The following is a 16,323-nucleotide window of genomic DNA, read 5'->3' as shown; positions in this document are numbered from 1 at the left end:
GGCGAAAATGACATTGAGGATGCGGCTGATATGCGGCGCGAGCACCATGCTGTTGGTGAATGAGCATATTCTACCATTGCTGCGGGCTGCTGCGGCTCATTTTTGTAGCCTAACATCTTGATTTCAGGAAATGCCAAGGCCCCAGGCTCGCTGATCGCGGGCCTGGGGCCTTGGCGCTGGTTGGCCTACAGCCCGGCGGACTCGGCCCCGAGCCTGCCAAACTGGATGGTGTACGGCTCGGGGTTCTCGGGGAACTCCTCGAAGCGGGCGCGCTCGAAGATCTGGACGGTGCGGGCAAGCTGAGGGTCGACGAAGGGCTGGCTGAGCGGCAGCCCGTAGAGGGCCAGCGACTCGCGCTGGCTGATGCCCGGATCGTCCAGGTCGACGCCCGCGCGCCGCCAGTAGCGCAGCTGGCTGCCGCAGATGCTGTGGCCAGTCTCGGGGAACCACAGGCAGCCGGTCTCGTCGGGGTGGTCGATCGGGAGAAAGGCGACGTTTGCCGTGAGATTACGCCGCTGCGCATCCGCCGCGCCCATGCGCCCGATCAGCACCTCGTAAGGGCCACCCGCGTTTTCGGGGTGCAGCTCGAAGCGCTGGCGCTCGAAGATCTGCACGGTGTAGACCTGGCCGGTGTCGGCGTTGCGCTCGGCGTACTCCTCGGTGAGCGGGTAGCCGAAGGTGGCCAGGCCGCCGCTGCGCTCCCAGAAGCTGCGGAAGGTGCCTGAGAGCGTGTGGCCGGTCTGCGGGAAGTACACGCTCTGCTCGGCAGGCATGGCACGTGCGATCTGCACGGCACGTATGGTGATGGGAGAAGTCAGGCCATGCTGATAGACCAGCATCCCGCTGCCCAACGATGGCATCACATTCTCGCGATCGTCCGCCGCAATGCTAAAACGTGTCTGCGCCTGGATGTCGTAGCCGTACAGATCGATCGCACCATCGCGCGGCTCGCTAGAGAGGATGTGGCGGTCGGTGTAGGAGGAGATGCCATGGGTTGTTGGGATGTCGGTGCGCTTTCCCGTCTGCAGGTTCACCACGGCGATGCTGCTGGCATATTGCTCAAGCACCACGCTGGCTGCGCCTACGGCTGGGCTACCCGCCAGGGTGATGCCTGGCCCAAACTGCTCCTCGAAGGATCGCGTCTGGCCGCTGCGCAGGTCGTGTATATAGGTTTTGTTGGCTAGCGGCTGCCCCGACGAGCTTGGCCCCAGCGGCGGAAAGTCGGTCCAGCCCAGGTGCGTGTTGCTGAGCATGAAAATGCTGGGCGCGGTGAATTCGAGTGATGTGATCACCTGAGGGGCATCCATCGAGCGGATGTTGCGGCGGATGATCTGGCGCACGTCGCCCCGGTCGATGGCCCAGGCGGCGTAGTCACCCCAGATAATGGGGCCGTTCAGCAGCCGCGCGCCGCTGTCTAGCTCCGTCACCTGGCCACTGGTGAAAGTTCTGGTCAATACATGTGCGCCGTCGTCGCGCAGCTCGCCCCACACCACCCGGCCACCCTGGATCTTAGGCGCACCAGCCAGCTTGGGGCTGGTGCTGATCGCGAAGCTCGCGCCGCTGCGCAGGTCGCGGGCGCTGATGTGTACGCCATCCGGCTTCTGCACGGCCCAGACGGCGATGCCGCCATCGATGCTGAAGGGGCTGTCGATGGCGAGGCCCGTTTCGAGCAGGATGGGGTCGCCGCCCACTATATTGGCGGCATAGAGCGATAGATCTGCGCCTCCCTGCGTCTGGCTGAGATAGAGCATGAAGATGCCATCGGTCTGGACGCTAGCGATGGGGCTAGAAACGCTGATCTCGCGCAGGGTAGGCGCGGGCTGCTGAGCCTGCGCCGCGCCTGCTGGGATCATAAAGAGCGCTGCGACGATCGCGAGTACGAGCGATTTTTTCATAAAGAAGAACCTCAGCAGATAAAGAGGAACACGGTGTTCAATCTATTCGGATGGGCACTATCATACCTGCGATCTAGGAAGAAGTCATTGATAGGCAATAGCGCGCAGAATGAGCTGTCTCTGATGAAAAACGTCGAAGATGATACATTTTATCAGGCGGGATCTAGCGCAGCCGATTGAGCGGGAGGCAGCTGAAGGGGATGTTTCGGGTCTGTGGCTCTAGGCTCGCGTATCTCTCCCGCGTTGGTCTGCGCTCTGTGGCTAGCTGCCGAGGGCGAGATCGACGAGGGCGGCGCAGACCTCGTGGTGCTGCGCCGGGGTGCGCCGGGGGTACACGCGGTTGGTGAGCATGATCACCACGGCGCGCTGCTGCGGCACCACCACCATGGCGGTGCCGGTGAAGCCGGTGTGCCCGAAGCTGCCGTGCAGGGCTGCGCCCATGAAGTTCGGCCTATCCATCATCCAGCCCAGGCCGCAGGCCAGCGCGTGCTGCGGGGTCTGGCTGGTGGTGGCCTGCTGGGCGATGGTGCTGCCCAGGATGCCGCCGGGCTGGCCCTCGGCGGCCAGCAGCCAGGCCTGGCAGAAGCCCAGGAGATCGCGGGCGGTGCTGAACAGGCCAGCGTGGCCCGCGACCCCGCCCAGGGCGTAGGCGCTCTCGTCGTGGACGTGGCCGTGCACCAGGCCGCCGCGCCAGTCGGCATCCACCTCGGTGGGCACGATGCGCGGTCGCAGCGCAGCGGGCGGGCGGAACATAGTCTCGCGCAGGCCCAGCGGCTGCAGCACCAGCCGGGCGATGGCATGATCGAGCGGTTGGCTTGTCAGGTGTGCCACCAGATCGCCCAGCAGCAGCGTGTTGACATTCGAGTAGGCCACCGCCTCGCCAGGGGCGCGCTGGGGCTGGGTGCGGTAGATAGCCTGGCGGATCTGCTCGGGCGGCAGCTCGCGCAGCGCCGAGAGGCGGATGTCGATGCCGGATGTGTGGGTAAGCAGGTGCCAGATCGTGATTGCGAGCTGGGGGTAGCCCGGCAGCACATCGGCCAGCGGCGCGTCGAGCGCCAGCGCGCCCGCCTCGATCAGGCGCAGCGCGGCGGTGGCGGTGAACATCTTGGTGAGCGAGGCGATGTCGAAGATATCGTCGGGCGCGATCGGGCGGCTGCCGGGGTCGCCGTAGCAGGTGGTGCCGTAGGCCGCGTGGTGGGCGACATGGCCGTCGCGGGCGAGCAGGACGACCGCCCCCGGGAAGATGTGCCGCTCGATGGCCTGGCGGATGGTCGACGCAATCGTGGCGTGGAGTGTCATGGGTGTGAGGTAGGATGTGCGGCGCGGGAAAGCCCCCGCGCCGCACGGTTGGGCTACCGCGTGGGCGCGCAGCCGGGGCGCGCGGTGAGCCATGGCTCGAAGGTGATGTTTGCGCCGACCGAGTTGCCGCGCCCGTCGGCGTGCAGATCGGGGTGGTAGGGGCCAAGGTCGCTGCGCCACCAGTTGTTCTTCATGTCGATATACAGATCGCTGGTGGCCCCGCGCCCGATGCCGTACTTCAGGTAGGTCGGGATGATCGGCGGGGTCTGGTCCTCGATAGCGTTGTTCGAGATATCGAGCTGGATCTGCGGCGCGACCTGCACCATCGACGACTTGACCATCAGGCCGTCGGTGCCATTCAGCATGGCGTTGCAGCTCAGGCTGCCCAGCAGCCCGCCGTCGGTGTACACCACCATGTCTGGCCCCTGCTCGCCGACCAGCAGGTTGCCCTGCACGTTCATGTTCAGCGTGGTGTAGGGGTTCTCGTTGCGGATCTCCACCGGCGGAGCGCCTGGGGCCAGGCGGTTGCCGCCGATGCGATTGCCCTGCAGCGTGATGCCGCCGCCGATGCCGTAGCTGGCGTTGATCGCGCCGCCGTAGGGCATGTCGTTGCCGCTGATCTCGCTGTTGCGGATGTCGACGCGGCTATCGATGGCGCTGATATGCCCACCGTTGTCGCTGATCCGCGAGTTCATGATGCTCAGGTTGCCGCCCTTGCTGGCGATCAGCGTGCCGCCGTTGCCGCCCCGGCTCACATTGGCGTACTCCAGCCCGATGTCGCTGTTGGAATTGCCGTAGATCGCATCCCAGCGGCCCGCGCCCGCGCTGGTGAAGCGCACGGGGTTGCCCTCGGTGCCTGCGGCGTAGAGCTTGCCATCCACATAGATCGCCGCCCCTGGGGCCACGCGCACCTCGACGCCCGGCTCGATCACCAGGGTGGAGCCTGCCGCCACCTGCAGGTCGCGCGGCAGCGTGATCGGGCTTTGGTTGGCGGTCCAGTGCATCGAGCCGCGCACCACGTCGATCGGCACCGCGGTGGGCGGCACGGCGGTGGCCGTGGGCCTGGGCGGCGGTGGTGTGGGCGGGATGCTGGTATCGGGCGTTGGGAAGCTGATATCGGGCGTCGGGAAGCTCGTGTCGGGCGTCGGCTGCGGGATAGGCGTGTAGACAGGAGCGGGGGTGACGATCACCGGTGTGGGCTGCTGCCCGCCAGGGCCAGGGTACGGGTTGCTGCCCCCGTTGCCTGTGTCGGTGGGGCGGCTGGGGTCGAAGGTCGGCAGCGACCCAACGATCGGCGTGGGCGTGGCGAAGCCGCCCGGCAGCGTGGTCTCGCCCGGGATGCCGACTGCGGTGGGGCCGCCCGGCTCGCCGGGGCCAGGGTAGGGCTGGCCCGACACGGTCGGGAACAGGCTGCCCGGCCCAGGGTAGGCCGCGCTGGTGGGCGCGGTGCCGATGGCGCTAGATGTGCCCTGCGCCGTTGGGTTGATCGCGATCGGCGTACCAGTTGGCCCGGTGGCATTTGGCGATTCGAGCGAGAAGAAAATGGCTAGGATGACCGCAGCAAGTAGAAACAGTACCGCAGCAGCCAGGATGACATTTTCTGGGGTTAGACGAAGGGTGAGTGCACGTTCGGAGGCTCCATCCGGCTGCTCATTCGATCCCACACGTCGCTCCTTATTGCTTCAGGGAGAGCATTTACGCGGCTGTCCACCGCGGACCGGCATTCATCTTACCATAGCCATGAAATGCGTGCAATGATAGCGCCCTGAGTGGTATACTACCCCTGACTATTTCAGTGCCCGGATAATTGTCGGGCATCGGTGCCAGCATCATCGTGGAGGCGCAATGACCCGTACCCAACGTGGGCGCGCGGCTGGGGTGGCCCACACCCCGCGAGGCCGCGCCACCCGCAAGCCGACCCCGCGCACATCGACCCCGCGCATACCAGCCCCGCAGCGCTCGGCCCCGCGCCCCCTTACCTCGCGCTTCCGCCTGCTCTGGACGCTGGGAAATATCCTGATGCTGGTGGGCGTGGTGGTGCTGCTCTACGTCGGCGGGCTCTACGCCACCGATGCCTATGGCCGCTACGCCGCCCGTGGCGACTCCGATGTGCCCGCGCCGGTGGTGGTTGAGGAGAGCGAGGGCAGCCCAGCAGAGGAGGAGCCTGCTCCCTTCGTGGCCCCCATGCTGAATAACGGCCAGCCGGTGCCGAGCGACCAGGCCGCCAAGCGCTCGACCGTGACCCGCCTGATCATCCCCAGCGTCGATATCGACGCCAAAGTGGTGGATGTGGGCTGGGACATGGCCCAGGTGGGCGACGAGCAGGTGGCCACATGGCAGGTGGCCAAGTACGCCGTGGGCCACCACCAGGGCTCGGCCAACCCCGGCGAGGGCGACAATATCGTGATGGCCGGCCACGTGGGCGGCTTCGGCCACGTGTTCCGCGATCTCTACTATGTACACCCCGGCGAGGAGGTGCTGGTGTTCAGCGGCGACCAGCAGTTCCGCTACCTCATCCAGCAGCGCCTGATCGTGGATGAGGAGGGCGTGTCTGCCGAGCAGCACGCCGAGAACGCCAAGCTGATCGCGCCTACTGGCAAAGAAGAAGTAACTTTGGTAACATGCTGGCCGCCGACCGGAAAAGAGAAGTTCAAGCAGCGCGTGGTTGTGCGCGCGGTTCCGTTCTCGGCTGGCTCGGTCGATACCACACAGAGTAGTTGGTCGATCCGATGATCTTCTGAGTTGAAGGGATTGGTCATGGAGTACCGACGGTTAGGGAAGGCGGGCCTGAAGGTGAGCGCGCTCTCGCTGGGCGCGTGGGTGACATACGGCGGCCAGGTGGGCCAGGATGCGGCGGACGATTGCATGGTGGCGGCCTACGAGGCCGGGGTGAACTTCTTCGACAACGCCGAGGGTTACGCCGCTGGCCAGGCCGAGATCGTGATGGGCAACACCATCAAGAAGCAGGGCTGGGCGCGCGAGGATCTGGTGGTCTCCACCAAGATCTTCTTCGGCGGCGACGGCCCCAACCAGCGCGGCCTCTCGCACAAGCACATCATCGAGGGCGTCAACAAGGCGCTGAAGCGCTTCCAGTTCGACTACGTGGATCTGGTGTTCTGCCACCGCCCCGACCCCGAAACCCCGATCGAGGAGACGGTGCGCGCCATGGACATCGTGGTCAAGCAGGGCAAGGCCTTCTACTGGGGAACCTCCGAGTGGAGCGCCGAGCAGATCCTTGAGGCCGACCGGATCGCCCGCGAGAACTACCTCACGCCGCCCTCGATGGAGCAGCCGCAGTACAACATGCTGTTCCGCGAGCGCGTGGAGGTGGAGTACGCGCCGCTGTACGAGAAGCTGGGCTACGGCACCACGATCTGGAGCCCGCTGGCATCTGGCCTGCTCACCGGCAAGTACAACGATGGCATCCCGCAGGACAGCCGCGCCGCCCTCAAGGGCTACGAGTGGCTCCAGCAGGGCGTGATCACCGCCGAGAACATCGCCACGGTGCGCCGCCTGCAGCCGATCGCCGATGGCCTGGGCGTGCCGCTGGCCCAGCTGGCGCTGGCCTGGTGCCTCAAGAACCCCCACGTGTCCACCGTGATCACGGGGGCTAGCCGCGTGGAGCAGGTGCACCAGAACATGAAGGCGCTCGATCTGCTGCCCCAGCTCACCGATGAGGTGATGGGCCAGATCGACGCGGCGCTGGCCAACAAGCAGTAGCCGTCTTCTTTCTTAGCAAGCCAAACGGGGCTGGTCTATGCGCCAGCCCCGTTTGTGTGCGGAGGAGCAATGCACCTGATCGGCATTATCTCGGACACCCACGGCCTGCTGCGCCCCGAGGCCCTGGCCGCGCTGGCGGGGGTGGAGCAGATCATCCACGCGGGCGACGTGGGTGGGCCGGAGATCATCGCGGCCCTAGCCGAGCTGGCCCCGGTTACGGCGGTGCGCGGCAACACCGACACCAGCCCGTGGGGCCGCACGCTGCCGCGCACTGCCGAGCTGGCGGTGGACCAGGCGCGCCTGCTGATCATCCACAACCTAGCCGAGCTGCCGCCGCCCACCCCCGACGCGGGCTACCACGCGGTGATCAGCGGGCACACCCACCGCGCCCTGGTGCGGCCCTACGGCGCGGCGCTGGGCATCAACCCTGGCGCGGCAGGCCACCGCCGCTTCAGCCTGCCGGTGACGGTGGCGCTGCTGCGGGTGGATGGGGTGGATCTGGATGTGGATGTGGTGGAGCTGGATGTGGGGCGCTAGGGCGGTGGCTGCGGGGTTTGCCCCGCAGCCGCTTTTGCTTACTGGGGTGGGCTAGATCGGCAGGATGATCGAGCGTAGGTCGGGGTCGGGACTTTCGCGGTAGAGGATCACGGTGTTGCCGATCACATACACCAGCGCGCTGCCGGTGCGGTCGGCAAGGCTCTCGGAAAGCTCCTGCTTCTCGTCCTGAACATCGTTAAACTTCACCTTGATCAGCTCGTGGGTGATCAGCACCTGATCGATGGCCGCGATGGTCTGATCGGTGATGCCGTTCTTGCCAATCTGCACGATAGGCTTGAGGTTGTGGGCGGTCTTGCGCAGGTACTGGCGCTGCTTCTGCGTGAGCTGCATATCTCTCCTAGATGGGTGTTGGTTGTGGCCCCTCGGCCAGAAAAAGACCAGGCCGATGCCCGCTGGCACGCCTGGCTGGGCGAAAACGTGCGGAGGACGGTCGCTAGGAAGGCCCCCCGAAGCGGTAGTGCTCGATCTTGATGCAGCGGTCCTGCACGGCCACCAGGCCCGCGTCTGCCGCCTGCTGCGAGGCCTCGTCGTTGCGGATGCCCAGCTGTAGCCATACGGCCTTCGCCCCCACGGCGATCGCCTCTTCCACATGCGGCAGCACGGCCTCGGGCTTGCGGAAGATGTCGACGATGTCGATCGGGAAGGGCACCGACGCCAGGTCGGGGTAGGTCTGCTCGCCCAGGATGCTGCCCGGCTTGGGTGTGATCGGCACGATGGTGTAGCCGCGCCGCTGCATGTACTCGGCCACGCCGTAGCTGGCCTTGCCAGGGTTATCGCTCAGGCCGACCACCGCGATCACCCGCGCCTGCTTGAGCAGGTCGGCGATGGCGGCGTCGGGCGGGTTGGTGAAGCTCATGAGTCCTCGTCCTTCTCTTTCCTGCCTACCATACTACCATATTTCTGCGGGTGTCTGGAGCACCTTCTGACCGATCTTCAGCAAGAATCGTGCGCCGACTCCGCTGGCTCGCTTTTCGCGATGCGGTGGGCCGAGGCAATCGCTACGAGGTAGCTGGTGGGGTACGTGTTCGGCGCGAGATTTGCCACCGCAGCGTAGAGTGTGGCGACGATCCGCAGCGCGGTGTAGCCCAGCAGCGCGCCGAACATGTTGCACATCACGTCGTTGACATCCACCACGCGGTAGAGCACGCCCGCCACCAGCGAGAGCAGCAGCTGCGACCCCTCCAGCCCCAGCCCCAGCCCCAGCGCGGCCCACCACATGCGCCCAGGCCGCACGCGGGCCACCAGCGGCAGCCCAAAGCCAAACGGCATGGTCATCAGCACGTTCAGCACGGCGTCTTCGAGCATCTGGCTGCGGTAGGCGCGGGGGTTGATGTAGAAGGGGATGAGGTTGAGATTTGCCCTGTCGCCCCAGTCCATCAGCGGATCGAGGCCGTGCGCCAGCCGGTTGCTCAGCGGCCACGGGAACAGCACCTTGTCCAGCATCACCATCATGTAGAGCCAGAATAGCGTGAGCGCGGCCAATGCTGCCCAGCCGCGCCCACGGCGGCGCTGCACGGCCAGCGCCACCGGCAGCAGGGCGAGCGCGAACGGCCATAGGCTGATGGCCGAGTTGCCGATGATAATGTCCATTTGGTGGGCTTTCTTCTAGAATGTTGGCGGTTCTCCCACATGCTCTCCAATTATACGCGTGACCATATCGAACGCGTTCATAATGCCGCCGCTGCGCCTGGGTATAGGCGGGCACGAGACCCGCCCCTACGTCAATGATCGCATCGCACGCATGCCCCCTTCGATTGCCTTTTGTTCCCTTGGAGCCTTGGCGGTAAAGAATTCTCGGTGCATGACGTTGGTCTTGTGGCCTGGCACCTGGACCGGGTTGAGGTCGCTCTGATCGTGCGGTTTCGCCTATCGATTAGCCCCAAAGGTTTTCTCATGCTGCGCCACGACCATACGCGTTATCGCATCGAACGCGTCCATAATGCCGCCGCTACGCTGCTTGAGGTCGGTCTCGAAGACGGGCAGGCGCAGCGGGTTGAGGTAGTGGTTCATGCGGTCAATAGAAAAAATGTTAGTGAGATCGCGCTTGTGGTATTGCAAAATGAATGGGATAGTGCGGATGGATCGGCCCTGCTGGCGGAGCGCACCTTCTAGCTCATGCATAAGCTCTATGTTGTGGCGCATGTGGAAGCCGCTGCTCTCCCATTCAGAAGAGGCTACAAAGATAACCCCATCCGCATCTTTGAGCGTATCAATACGCGTTTGGGGGTAGAGTAAAGAGCCAGGTGCGGTATAGAGGTGAAAGTGGCGCGTGCAGCCTTGGAAGGGTGTCATATCAGGTATTTGGCACTGAAAGAATAGAACCCGCTCCCCGATGGACCAGAGATCTTGGGCATGATCCGGGCCAAGTGTCGCATGAATATGCTCAAAACATGATGTTTTCCCCGCCATTCCAATGCCATAGTAGGCGATCTTGTGGTGAATGATCTTGTTTTCGGTGTCGATAGTGGCCATATATCACCCTTTGCGCTGCTGCGCCACGACCATACGCGTTATCGCATCGAACGCATTCATAATGTCGCTGCTGCGCTGCTTGAGGTCGGTCTCGAAGACGGGCAGGTGCAGCGGGTTGAGGTAGTGGTTCATGCGGTCAATAGAGAAAATGTTTGGGAGATCGCGCTTGTTATATTGGAGAATGAAGGGGATAGTGCGGATGGATCGGCCCTTCCCCTGAAGAGCTTGCTCTAGCTCTCGCATGTGCTTCACGTTGTCCATCATCCTATACCAGAGCCGCTGCGAGTCGGCCACAAACACCACGCCGTCGGCCTGTTCGAGGGTGCGGGTGCGGTTGTGGCGGTAGAGCACGGCCCCCGGCGTTGCGGTGAGAGTGAACGATTGTGTGTAGGCTGTAGCTGGTGGGATGTGTGGCGCTTGGCAATGCAGAAAGATCGTGTGCTCTGTTTCAGTGGCGATAGCGTAGATATCTTCGGCGTATGCGTTGCCCAGGTGGCGACGGACATACTGCATGGATGATGATTTTCCTCCTGCGCAAGGGCCATAGTAGGTGATGGTGTAGCGGATCTCCCGCCTGTCGTGGTCGATGGCTGGCATCGCGTGTCTCCTCGCCGCCTGCGCTGGGTACGCTCTCATGCGGAATGTGCGTGGTTGTGGCGATTATAGATGCCCTGTCCAGCAGGTGCAATAAATCGGGGATTTGTGTAGATAGCGGGGGCTGGGTGTGCTTCTCAACCGATTCTTGACAAAAACCCATGGTTGGCGTATCGTACGGCACAGTTCGTGTGATGATAGCAACAGAAAAAGGGTAGCGCCGCAACGCTACCCTTTCGTGCGGGGCGGGGCGGCCTAGCTGCCCAGCGCCTGGTCGTCGGTGCCTGCGCGGCGCGGGGCATCGAGCGCGGCTGCGGCCTGGCCGCCGTCGAAGGCGATCGCGCCGTCGGCGGGGGTGAAGGTGGCGCAGTGCGGCATGCCCTCGTAGAGCGCGATCTGCACCGCGCCGGCGTGGCAGTGGCCGACATGGTTGAAGCTGCAGATCGTGACGCCGCAGGATTCAACGACGCTCTGGCCGAAGGTGTTGTCGGTCGGGCTGGCTGTGTCCATAGTGGCCTCCTCTGCACAGTGGCGTTAGCTATCGTTCACACTGCAGACGTGAAGAGCAAGATAGAGACCAAAAACATCCCAAGGAGTTTTTCTGTGAGCAACATGCAGTTTTCTCTCGCTGGCCTAGAGCCCAGCCAGTATGGCTTCGCGGTGCTGGTGCTGAACCGCATCCCCCTCACCCACACGCTGCGGGTGCGGCTGGGTGCGCTGGATGCCCAGCCGCTGGCCAGCGAGCTGGCGGGGGTGCCCACGGTGCGCTCGCGCATGGGCGTGGTGCTGGGCCAGATGGTGGAGCGGCTGGATGGCCACCTGGCCCATGTGTTCCTGCAGTGCACCGAGGGCAACATGATCGAGGCCTCGGTGGTGGTGGAGACGGCGCTGGAGCAGATCTCGGTGCCGATGACGTGCGGCGACGCCTTCGCGCTGGCGGTGGCGCATCGCCTGCCGATCTTTGGCGATCTGTCGCTGGGCAGCCTGCTGAAGCCCACCGCCCACGAGCGCGCCGACGAGGTGGTGCTGCCCTCGGGCATCGACGCCTTCCTCAGCTCGCTCTAGCGCCTGCTGCGATTAGCCTACCCTGGGCGCGTGGGAGATTTTCCCGCGCGCCTTTTTGCGTGCCTGCTGCGATCTGTGCGATACTGGGCCGGGTTTCCTTCGTCTCGTCAATGGCGTCGTTGTGGAGGAGCGATCTATGCAACCGATCAGACTTATGGAGCAGTTTGCGACGTTTAGCCAGCAGTGGTGCCCGCAGGTGGTGGCTGCGCTCAATGGCCAGCAGATCAAGCTGGTGAAGCTGCAGGGCGCGTTTGTGTGGCATCGCCACGAGCACGAGGATGAGCTGTTTCTGGTGTGGCGCGGGCGGCTGGTGGTGGAGTTTCGCGACGGCGCGGTGCAGCTGGGGCCAGGCGAGCTGCTGGTGGTGCCGCGCGGCGTCGAGCATCGCACGGTGGCGGCGGATGAGGTGGAGGTGCTGCTGTTCGAGCCGGTTGCCGCCCGCGATGCGGAGGCGCTGCCGGTGTGAGCCTACCGCGTCAGCAAGATGACAAAACCGTTATGTGCTTGGCGTGGCTGGGTGCGGTTGGGTTTCTTCTTGCTGGGTTTTTGTTAGGTTCTACATGCTGATGCGTTTGGGCGTTGCCTGCATGGGGCACTCTGATGGCGTGGGTGCTGCTGGCTGTGATGCGCCGCGCCGCCGCGCATCACAGCCCGGTGCTAGGCGGATCGCCGCTGATGAGCCTGGCGCTGGGCAAAATAGAGGGGGAACGCCACGCTGCCATGAGTGAACAAATTGTCACTCATGGTTGCGGAAAGGTTGTGGTATAGTAGCAATCGAGAACCATATCTCGGCGGTGAACCCTGCCACAGGGCCACAACGAAGTCGCAACACTGTGTTCCCGACCGAGCCATGGCCACGCAACGAGGCGGGTCGATACAATCCAGCGGGTGAAGCCTTGACCTCCCGGGGAGCGCTCACCCTGTAGATGCCGGATGACCCGTTCGCCACTCCTCCTCCTCCCGATTCGGCACAGCACTCATGGCATAGATCCTGCATTGCCAGAGCGAGCCCCATCAATGATGATCATGCGCTCTTGTTTTGCAGATGCGATCATGCCGCTATGGCAGCGCGCTGCGCTGGACTGTGCCTTGGCGAGGAGATCGGGCGTGGGAAGAAACACTTGGTCTCATCTCCCCCTGCTGATCCCAGTTGATCAGCTGCTCTTCCACCTGCAGAAATGCCAAGGTCTTGCTGTGCCATCCCGGTGTTGCTGATCGCCAGGTGATTAGCTGATGGATGCAGAAGCTGTGTAGGCCGCTCGGCAGAGCGTGAGGCGCGGGCGGGGCGTATGTGCGGTACGCCCCGCCCAACCGAGGATCAAGCGTTCGGCGCTGCTAGCAACGAGCGTTTGGAAGTTCCACGGCTGCCTCATTATAGCGCCTTTTGCCCAAGAATACATGGAGGATCACGCCTATTTTGTGACGTCGTCATCGGTATTCGCAATCCTGGCCCTGCCTTTTTGCCCCACCCCCGTGTGCGGCGGGTGAGGGGCGACGCATCGTGCGGGTGCGCTGGCACGGCCAGATCGAAAAGCTGCTAGCAACGAGAAAATTGGAGGATCCCATGACAACAGCGATGCGTGAATCGTTTGATACTGGCCTGCGCCCTTCAGGCAGCGTGTTCGCCAAAGAGCACGGTGCGCTTGCCTCGATCGCCCCTGCGGCCTTCCCGCCCTCCCATTTTCCGACGGTCAGTGTGGTCATTCCAGCCCTGAACGAGGCCGAGAACCTAGCCCATGTGCTGCCGCGCATCCCCGCCTGGGTCCACGAGGTGCTGCTGGTGGATGGCAACTCCACCGATGGCACCGTGGATGTGGCCCGCTCGATCATGCCCGACATCCGTGTGATGGGCCAGCATGGGCGCGGCAAGGGCGCTGCGCTGCGCTCGGGCATCGCCGCCGCCACCGGCGAGATCGTGGTGCTGCTGGATGCCGATGGCTCCACCGACCCCGCCGAGATCCCCTCGTTCGTGGCGGCGCTGCTGGTGGGGGCCGATTTCGCCAAAGGCTCGCGCTTCCTGCAGGGCGCCGGCACTAACGACATGCCCGGCCTGCGCCAGCTGGGCAACTGGGCGCTGACCACCCTCACCAACCTGTGCTTCGGCACGCGCTACACCGACATCACCTACGGCTACAACGCCTTCTGGCGCAAGAACGCCCAGTGCCTGGCTCTGGAGATCGACGGCTGGGCCAACGAGATCGTGAGCGGCATCCGCGTGGCCCGCCACGGCCTGCATATCGTGGAGGTGCCCAGCTTCGAGCACGAGCGGATCGCCGGGCAGGCCAAGCTCAGCACCTTCTCGGCGGGCTGGGTCATCCTCAAGGCCATCCTGGGCGAGTGGGTGGCGGCGGTGCGCAACCAGGCCCCGGTGCGCAGCGCGCTGGCCCATGTCTCTCAGGCCACCTCGACGATCGCCATCCTCCCACGGCAAGAAGTGGAGATCCTGCACGAGCGCTCGGTTGGCGAGTAGCCTGCGCCGCCTGCCGCGCTGGGTGTGGCTGCCACACAACGGCGGCCACACCAGCGCCCCTGTTTGGAGATTCAGACCATGCAAGAAGATATGCTCGATATCTCGGTGATCATCTGCGCCTACACCGATAAGCGCTGGGACTACCTGGCCGCCGCTGTTGCGTCGGTGCAGCGCCAGACCAAGCGCCCCCGCGAGCTGATTATCGTGGTGGACCACAACCCCGCGCTGCTGGAGCGTATCCAGGAGCGCTTCCCCGACGTGCGGGCGGTGGCCAACAGCCAGCCGCGCGGCTCCTCGGGGGCCAAGAACGCGGGCGTGGCGGTGGCCGAGGGCGAGATCATCCTGTTCCTAGATGACGATGCCGAGGCGCTGCCCGACTGGCTTGAGCAGATCTGGGCGGCCTACGCCGACCCCAAGGTGATCGGCGTGGGCGGCGCGCTGACGGCCAAGTGGCCAGATAAGCGCCCTGCGTGGTTTCCGGTCGAGTTCGACTGGGTGGTGGGCTGCACCTACCGCGGCCTGCCCGAGGTGGCCACGCCGGTGCGCAACCTGATCGGCGCGAACATGTCGTTCCGGCGCGAGGTGTTCGAGAAAGTGCTGCTCTACAGCGGCATCGGCCACGTTGGCTCGCGACCGTTTGGCGGGTCCGACCCCGACTTCTGCATCCGCGTGGGCCAGGCCTTCCCCGACCACGTGCTGCTGCACGAGCCGAAGGCCCGCGTGCTGCACAATGTCAGCCAGCAGCGCACCACCTGGGGCTACTTCATCACCCGCTGCTACAACGAGGGCCTGTCGAAGTCGCTGCTGACCCGCCGCGTGGGCAGCAAGGCGGGCCTCTCTTCCGAGCGGGCCTATACGCTGCGCACGCTGCCCACCGGCGTGCTGCGCGGCCTGGCCGAGGCGGCCACCGGCCTTGACCGCGCCGGGGCGCGGCGGGCCTGGGCGATCGTGGCGGGGTTCAGCGCCACGGTGTGGGGCTATGTGGTGGGCAGCGTGCGCCAGCGCCTGCCCACCTACAGCGGCTCGCTCACTGGGGAGGTGGCGGCATGAGCATGACGGCATCGCTGGCGGGGCTGGCCCCCGCCCCCGCCGCGCGCGGCAAGGTGCTGATCGTCAGCCCGCGCTACTTCCCCTTCTCGGGCGGCGTGCAGAACCACACCTACCAGATCGCGCGGCGTATGACCGAGCGCGGCCTGGATGTGACGGTGCTCACATCCAACCCCAACGGCGACCTGCCTGCATCCGAGGTGCTGGATGGCGTGTCGGTGGCGCGGGTGCCCGCCATGCCGCGCGGGCGCGACTACTACTTTGCGCCTGCCATGTACGGGATCATCGCCAGGGGGGGCTGGAGCGTGGTGCACGTGCAGTCGTACCACACGCTGGTCGCGCCGATGGCCATGTACGCGGCCTACCGCGCTGGAATCCCATATGTGGTAACGCTGCACGGCGGCGGCCACTCGTCGCGGCTGCGCCAGGTGCTGCGCGGGCTGCACTGGCGGCTGCTGGGGCCGCTGCTGCGGCGGGCCGACCGCCTGATCGCCACAGCCCGCTTCGAGCAGACCTTCTTCGGCAAGCTGCTGGGCATCCCGCCCGAGAAGTTTATCTACATCCCCAACGGCGGCGATCTGCCCGATATCGGCACGCCGCCCGCGCCGCCCACCGACCGCACCCTGGTGGTGTCGATCGGGCGGCTGGAGCGCTACAAGGGCCACCATCGTGTGATCCGGGCCTTTCCGCAGGTGCTGGCGCAGCGCCCCGATGCCTTTCTGTGGGTGGCGGGCGCAGGGCCGGATGCGCAGAAGCTGAAGGATCTGGCCGCCCAGCTTGGCATCGCCGACCGCGTGGATGTGCGGGCCGTGCCTGCATCCGACCGCGCCGAGATGGCCCGCCAGCTGGCCCGCGCCCACCTGGTGGTCTCGATGAGCGACTACGAGACCCACCCCATGGCCATCCTGGAGGCGGTGGCGCTGCGCCGCTCGGTGCTGGTGGCCGATTCGCCAGGGCTGAACGAGATCGCCGAGGATGGGATGGCGCGCGCCATACCGCGCGGCAGCAGCACGGCGGCCCTGGCCGAGGCCATGTTGGCCCAGCTCGCGGCACCGCTCGACCCGCCCGCGCCCAAGCTGAATACCTGGGACTCGTGCACGGATGAGGTGATGGCTCTCTATCGCGCGGTCACAGCCGGGCGGCTGGCGACGGTCTGATTTTTTACACTGCGCGGTCGTAACGTAGTAAGGAGGATGGGGATGA

The 16,323-nt window shown here is 65.1% G+C and carries 16 protein-coding genes; 8 read left to right on the top strand and 8 right to left on the bottom strand.

Annotation, left to right across the window (positions count from 1 at the left end; translation table 11 throughout):
• Positions 1-185 precede the first annotated feature (185 nt).
• From F8S13_01980 to F8S13_01970, 3 genes are all read right to left on the bottom strand, one after another.
• On the bottom strand, positions 186-1,895 hold the full coding sequence (locus F8S13_01980) for a hypothetical protein (GenBank protein ID KAB8145870.1): 1,710 nt from the start codon (positions 1,893-1,895) through the stop codon (positions 186-188).
• 261 nt (positions 1,896-2,156) lie between these two features.
• Positions 2,157-3,194 (bottom strand): beta-lactamase family protein, encoded by a 1,038-nt coding sequence (locus F8S13_01975; protein KAB8146086.1) that lies wholly within the window; start codon positions 3,192-3,194, stop codon positions 2,157-2,159.
• 53 nt (positions 3,195-3,247) lie between these two features.
• A complete protein-coding gene (locus F8S13_01970; GenBank protein ID KAB8145869.1) occupies positions 3,248-4,858 on the bottom strand; it encodes a hypothetical protein in 1,611 nt (536 codons plus the stop codon).
• A gap of 181 nt (positions 4,859-5,039) precedes the next feature.
• Here F8S13_01970 and F8S13_01965 point away from each other — a divergent pair, with 181 nt between their 5' ends.
• From F8S13_01965 to F8S13_01955, 3 genes are all read left to right on the top strand, one after another.
• Positions 5,040-5,927, top strand: a complete 888-nt coding sequence (locus tag F8S13_01965; protein ID KAB8145868.1) for a sortase — start codon at positions 5,040-5,042, stop codon at positions 5,925-5,927.
• 24 nt (positions 5,928-5,951) lie between these two features.
• Positions 5,952-6,914, top strand: coding sequence for a voltage-dependent potassium channel subunit beta (locus tag F8S13_01960; GenBank protein ID KAB8145867.1), 963 nt, complete (start codon positions 5,952-5,954; stop codon positions 6,912-6,914).
• A gap of 69 nt (positions 6,915-6,983) precedes the next feature.
• Positions 6,984-7,451, top strand: coding sequence for a metallophosphoesterase family protein (locus F8S13_01955; protein KAB8145866.1), 468 nt, complete (start codon positions 6,984-6,986; stop codon positions 7,449-7,451).
• A 51-nt stretch (positions 7,452-7,502) separates the two neighbouring features.
• On the opposite strand, the gene yhbY is transcribed toward F8S13_01955, so the two are convergent.
• The 5 genes from yhbY to F8S13_01930 all read right to left on the bottom strand — a co-directional run bounded on the left by yhbY (position 7,503) and on the right by F8S13_01930 (position 10,541).
• On the bottom strand, positions 7,503-7,802 hold the full coding sequence (gene yhbY / locus F8S13_01950) for a ribosome assembly RNA-binding protein YhbY (protein KAB8145865.1): 300 nt from the start codon (positions 7,800-7,802) through the stop codon (positions 7,503-7,505).
• A 103-nt stretch (positions 7,803-7,905) separates the two neighbouring features.
• The gene (locus tag F8S13_01945; protein ID KAB8145864.1) at positions 7,906-8,328 is read right to left on the bottom strand and encodes a CoA-binding protein; all 423 of its coding nucleotides are present in this window, start codon (positions 8,326-8,328) and stop codon (positions 7,906-7,908) included.
• Between the two features lie 77 nt (positions 8,329-8,405).
• Positions 8,406-9,062: a hypothetical protein gene (locus tag F8S13_01940; protein ID KAB8145863.1), complete on the bottom strand. Its 657-nt coding sequence runs from the start codon at positions 9,060-9,062 to the stop codon at positions 8,406-8,408.
• 276 nt (positions 9,063-9,338) lie between these two features.
• Positions 9,339-9,944 carry a GTPase domain-containing protein gene (locus F8S13_01935; GenBank protein ID KAB8145862.1) on the bottom strand — a complete coding sequence of 202 codons (606 nt, stop codon included), beginning with the start codon at positions 9,942-9,944 and terminating at the stop codon, positions 9,339-9,341.
• Between the two features lie 3 nt (positions 9,945-9,947).
• Complete coding sequence (locus F8S13_01930; GenBank protein ID KAB8145861.1) at positions 9,948-10,541, bottom strand: GTPase domain-containing protein; 594 nt, start codon at positions 10,539-10,541, stop codon at positions 9,948-9,950.
• 423 nt (positions 10,542-10,964) lie between these two features.
• On the opposite strand from F8S13_01930, the gene F8S13_01925 reads away from it, so the two are divergent.
• The 5 genes from F8S13_01925 (at position 10,965) to F8S13_01905 (ending at position 16,277) form a co-directional block, all read left to right on the top strand.
• Positions 10,965-11,603, top strand: a complete 639-nt coding sequence (locus tag F8S13_01925) for a hypothetical protein (GenBank protein KAB8145860.1) — start codon at positions 10,965-10,967, stop codon at positions 11,601-11,603.
• A gap of 136 nt (positions 11,604-11,739) precedes the next feature.
• The gene (locus F8S13_01920; GenBank protein ID KAB8145859.1) at positions 11,740-12,069 is read left to right on the top strand and encodes a cupin domain-containing protein; all 330 of its coding nucleotides are present in this window, start codon (positions 11,740-11,742) and stop codon (positions 12,067-12,069) included.
• 1,110 nt (positions 12,070-13,179) lie between these two features.
• Positions 13,180-14,073 (top strand): glycosyltransferase family 2 protein, encoded by an 894-nt coding sequence (locus F8S13_01915; protein ID KAB8146085.1) that lies wholly within the window; start codon positions 13,180-13,182, stop codon positions 14,071-14,073.
• Between the two features lie 90 nt (positions 14,074-14,163).
• A complete protein-coding gene (locus F8S13_01910) occupies positions 14,164-15,123 on the top strand; it encodes a glycosyltransferase family 2 protein (protein KAB8146084.1) in 960 nt (319 codons plus the stop codon).
• A complete protein-coding gene (locus tag F8S13_01905; protein ID KAB8145858.1) occupies positions 15,120-16,277 on the top strand; it encodes a glycosyltransferase family 4 protein in 1,158 nt (385 codons plus the stop codon). The genes F8S13_01910 and F8S13_01905 overlap by 4 nt, the downstream gene beginning before the upstream one ends.
• Positions 16,278-16,323 lie beyond the last annotated feature (46 nt).

It is taken from the genome of Chloroflexia bacterium SDU3-3 (assembly GCA_009268125.1).
In the GTDB taxonomy this organism is placed as follows: Bacteria; Chloroflexota; Chloroflexia; order Chloroflexales; family Roseiflexaceae; genus SDU3-3.
Note: the sequence above shows the minus strand (reverse complement) of the source record. Positions and strands in the feature narration are given on the sequence as shown.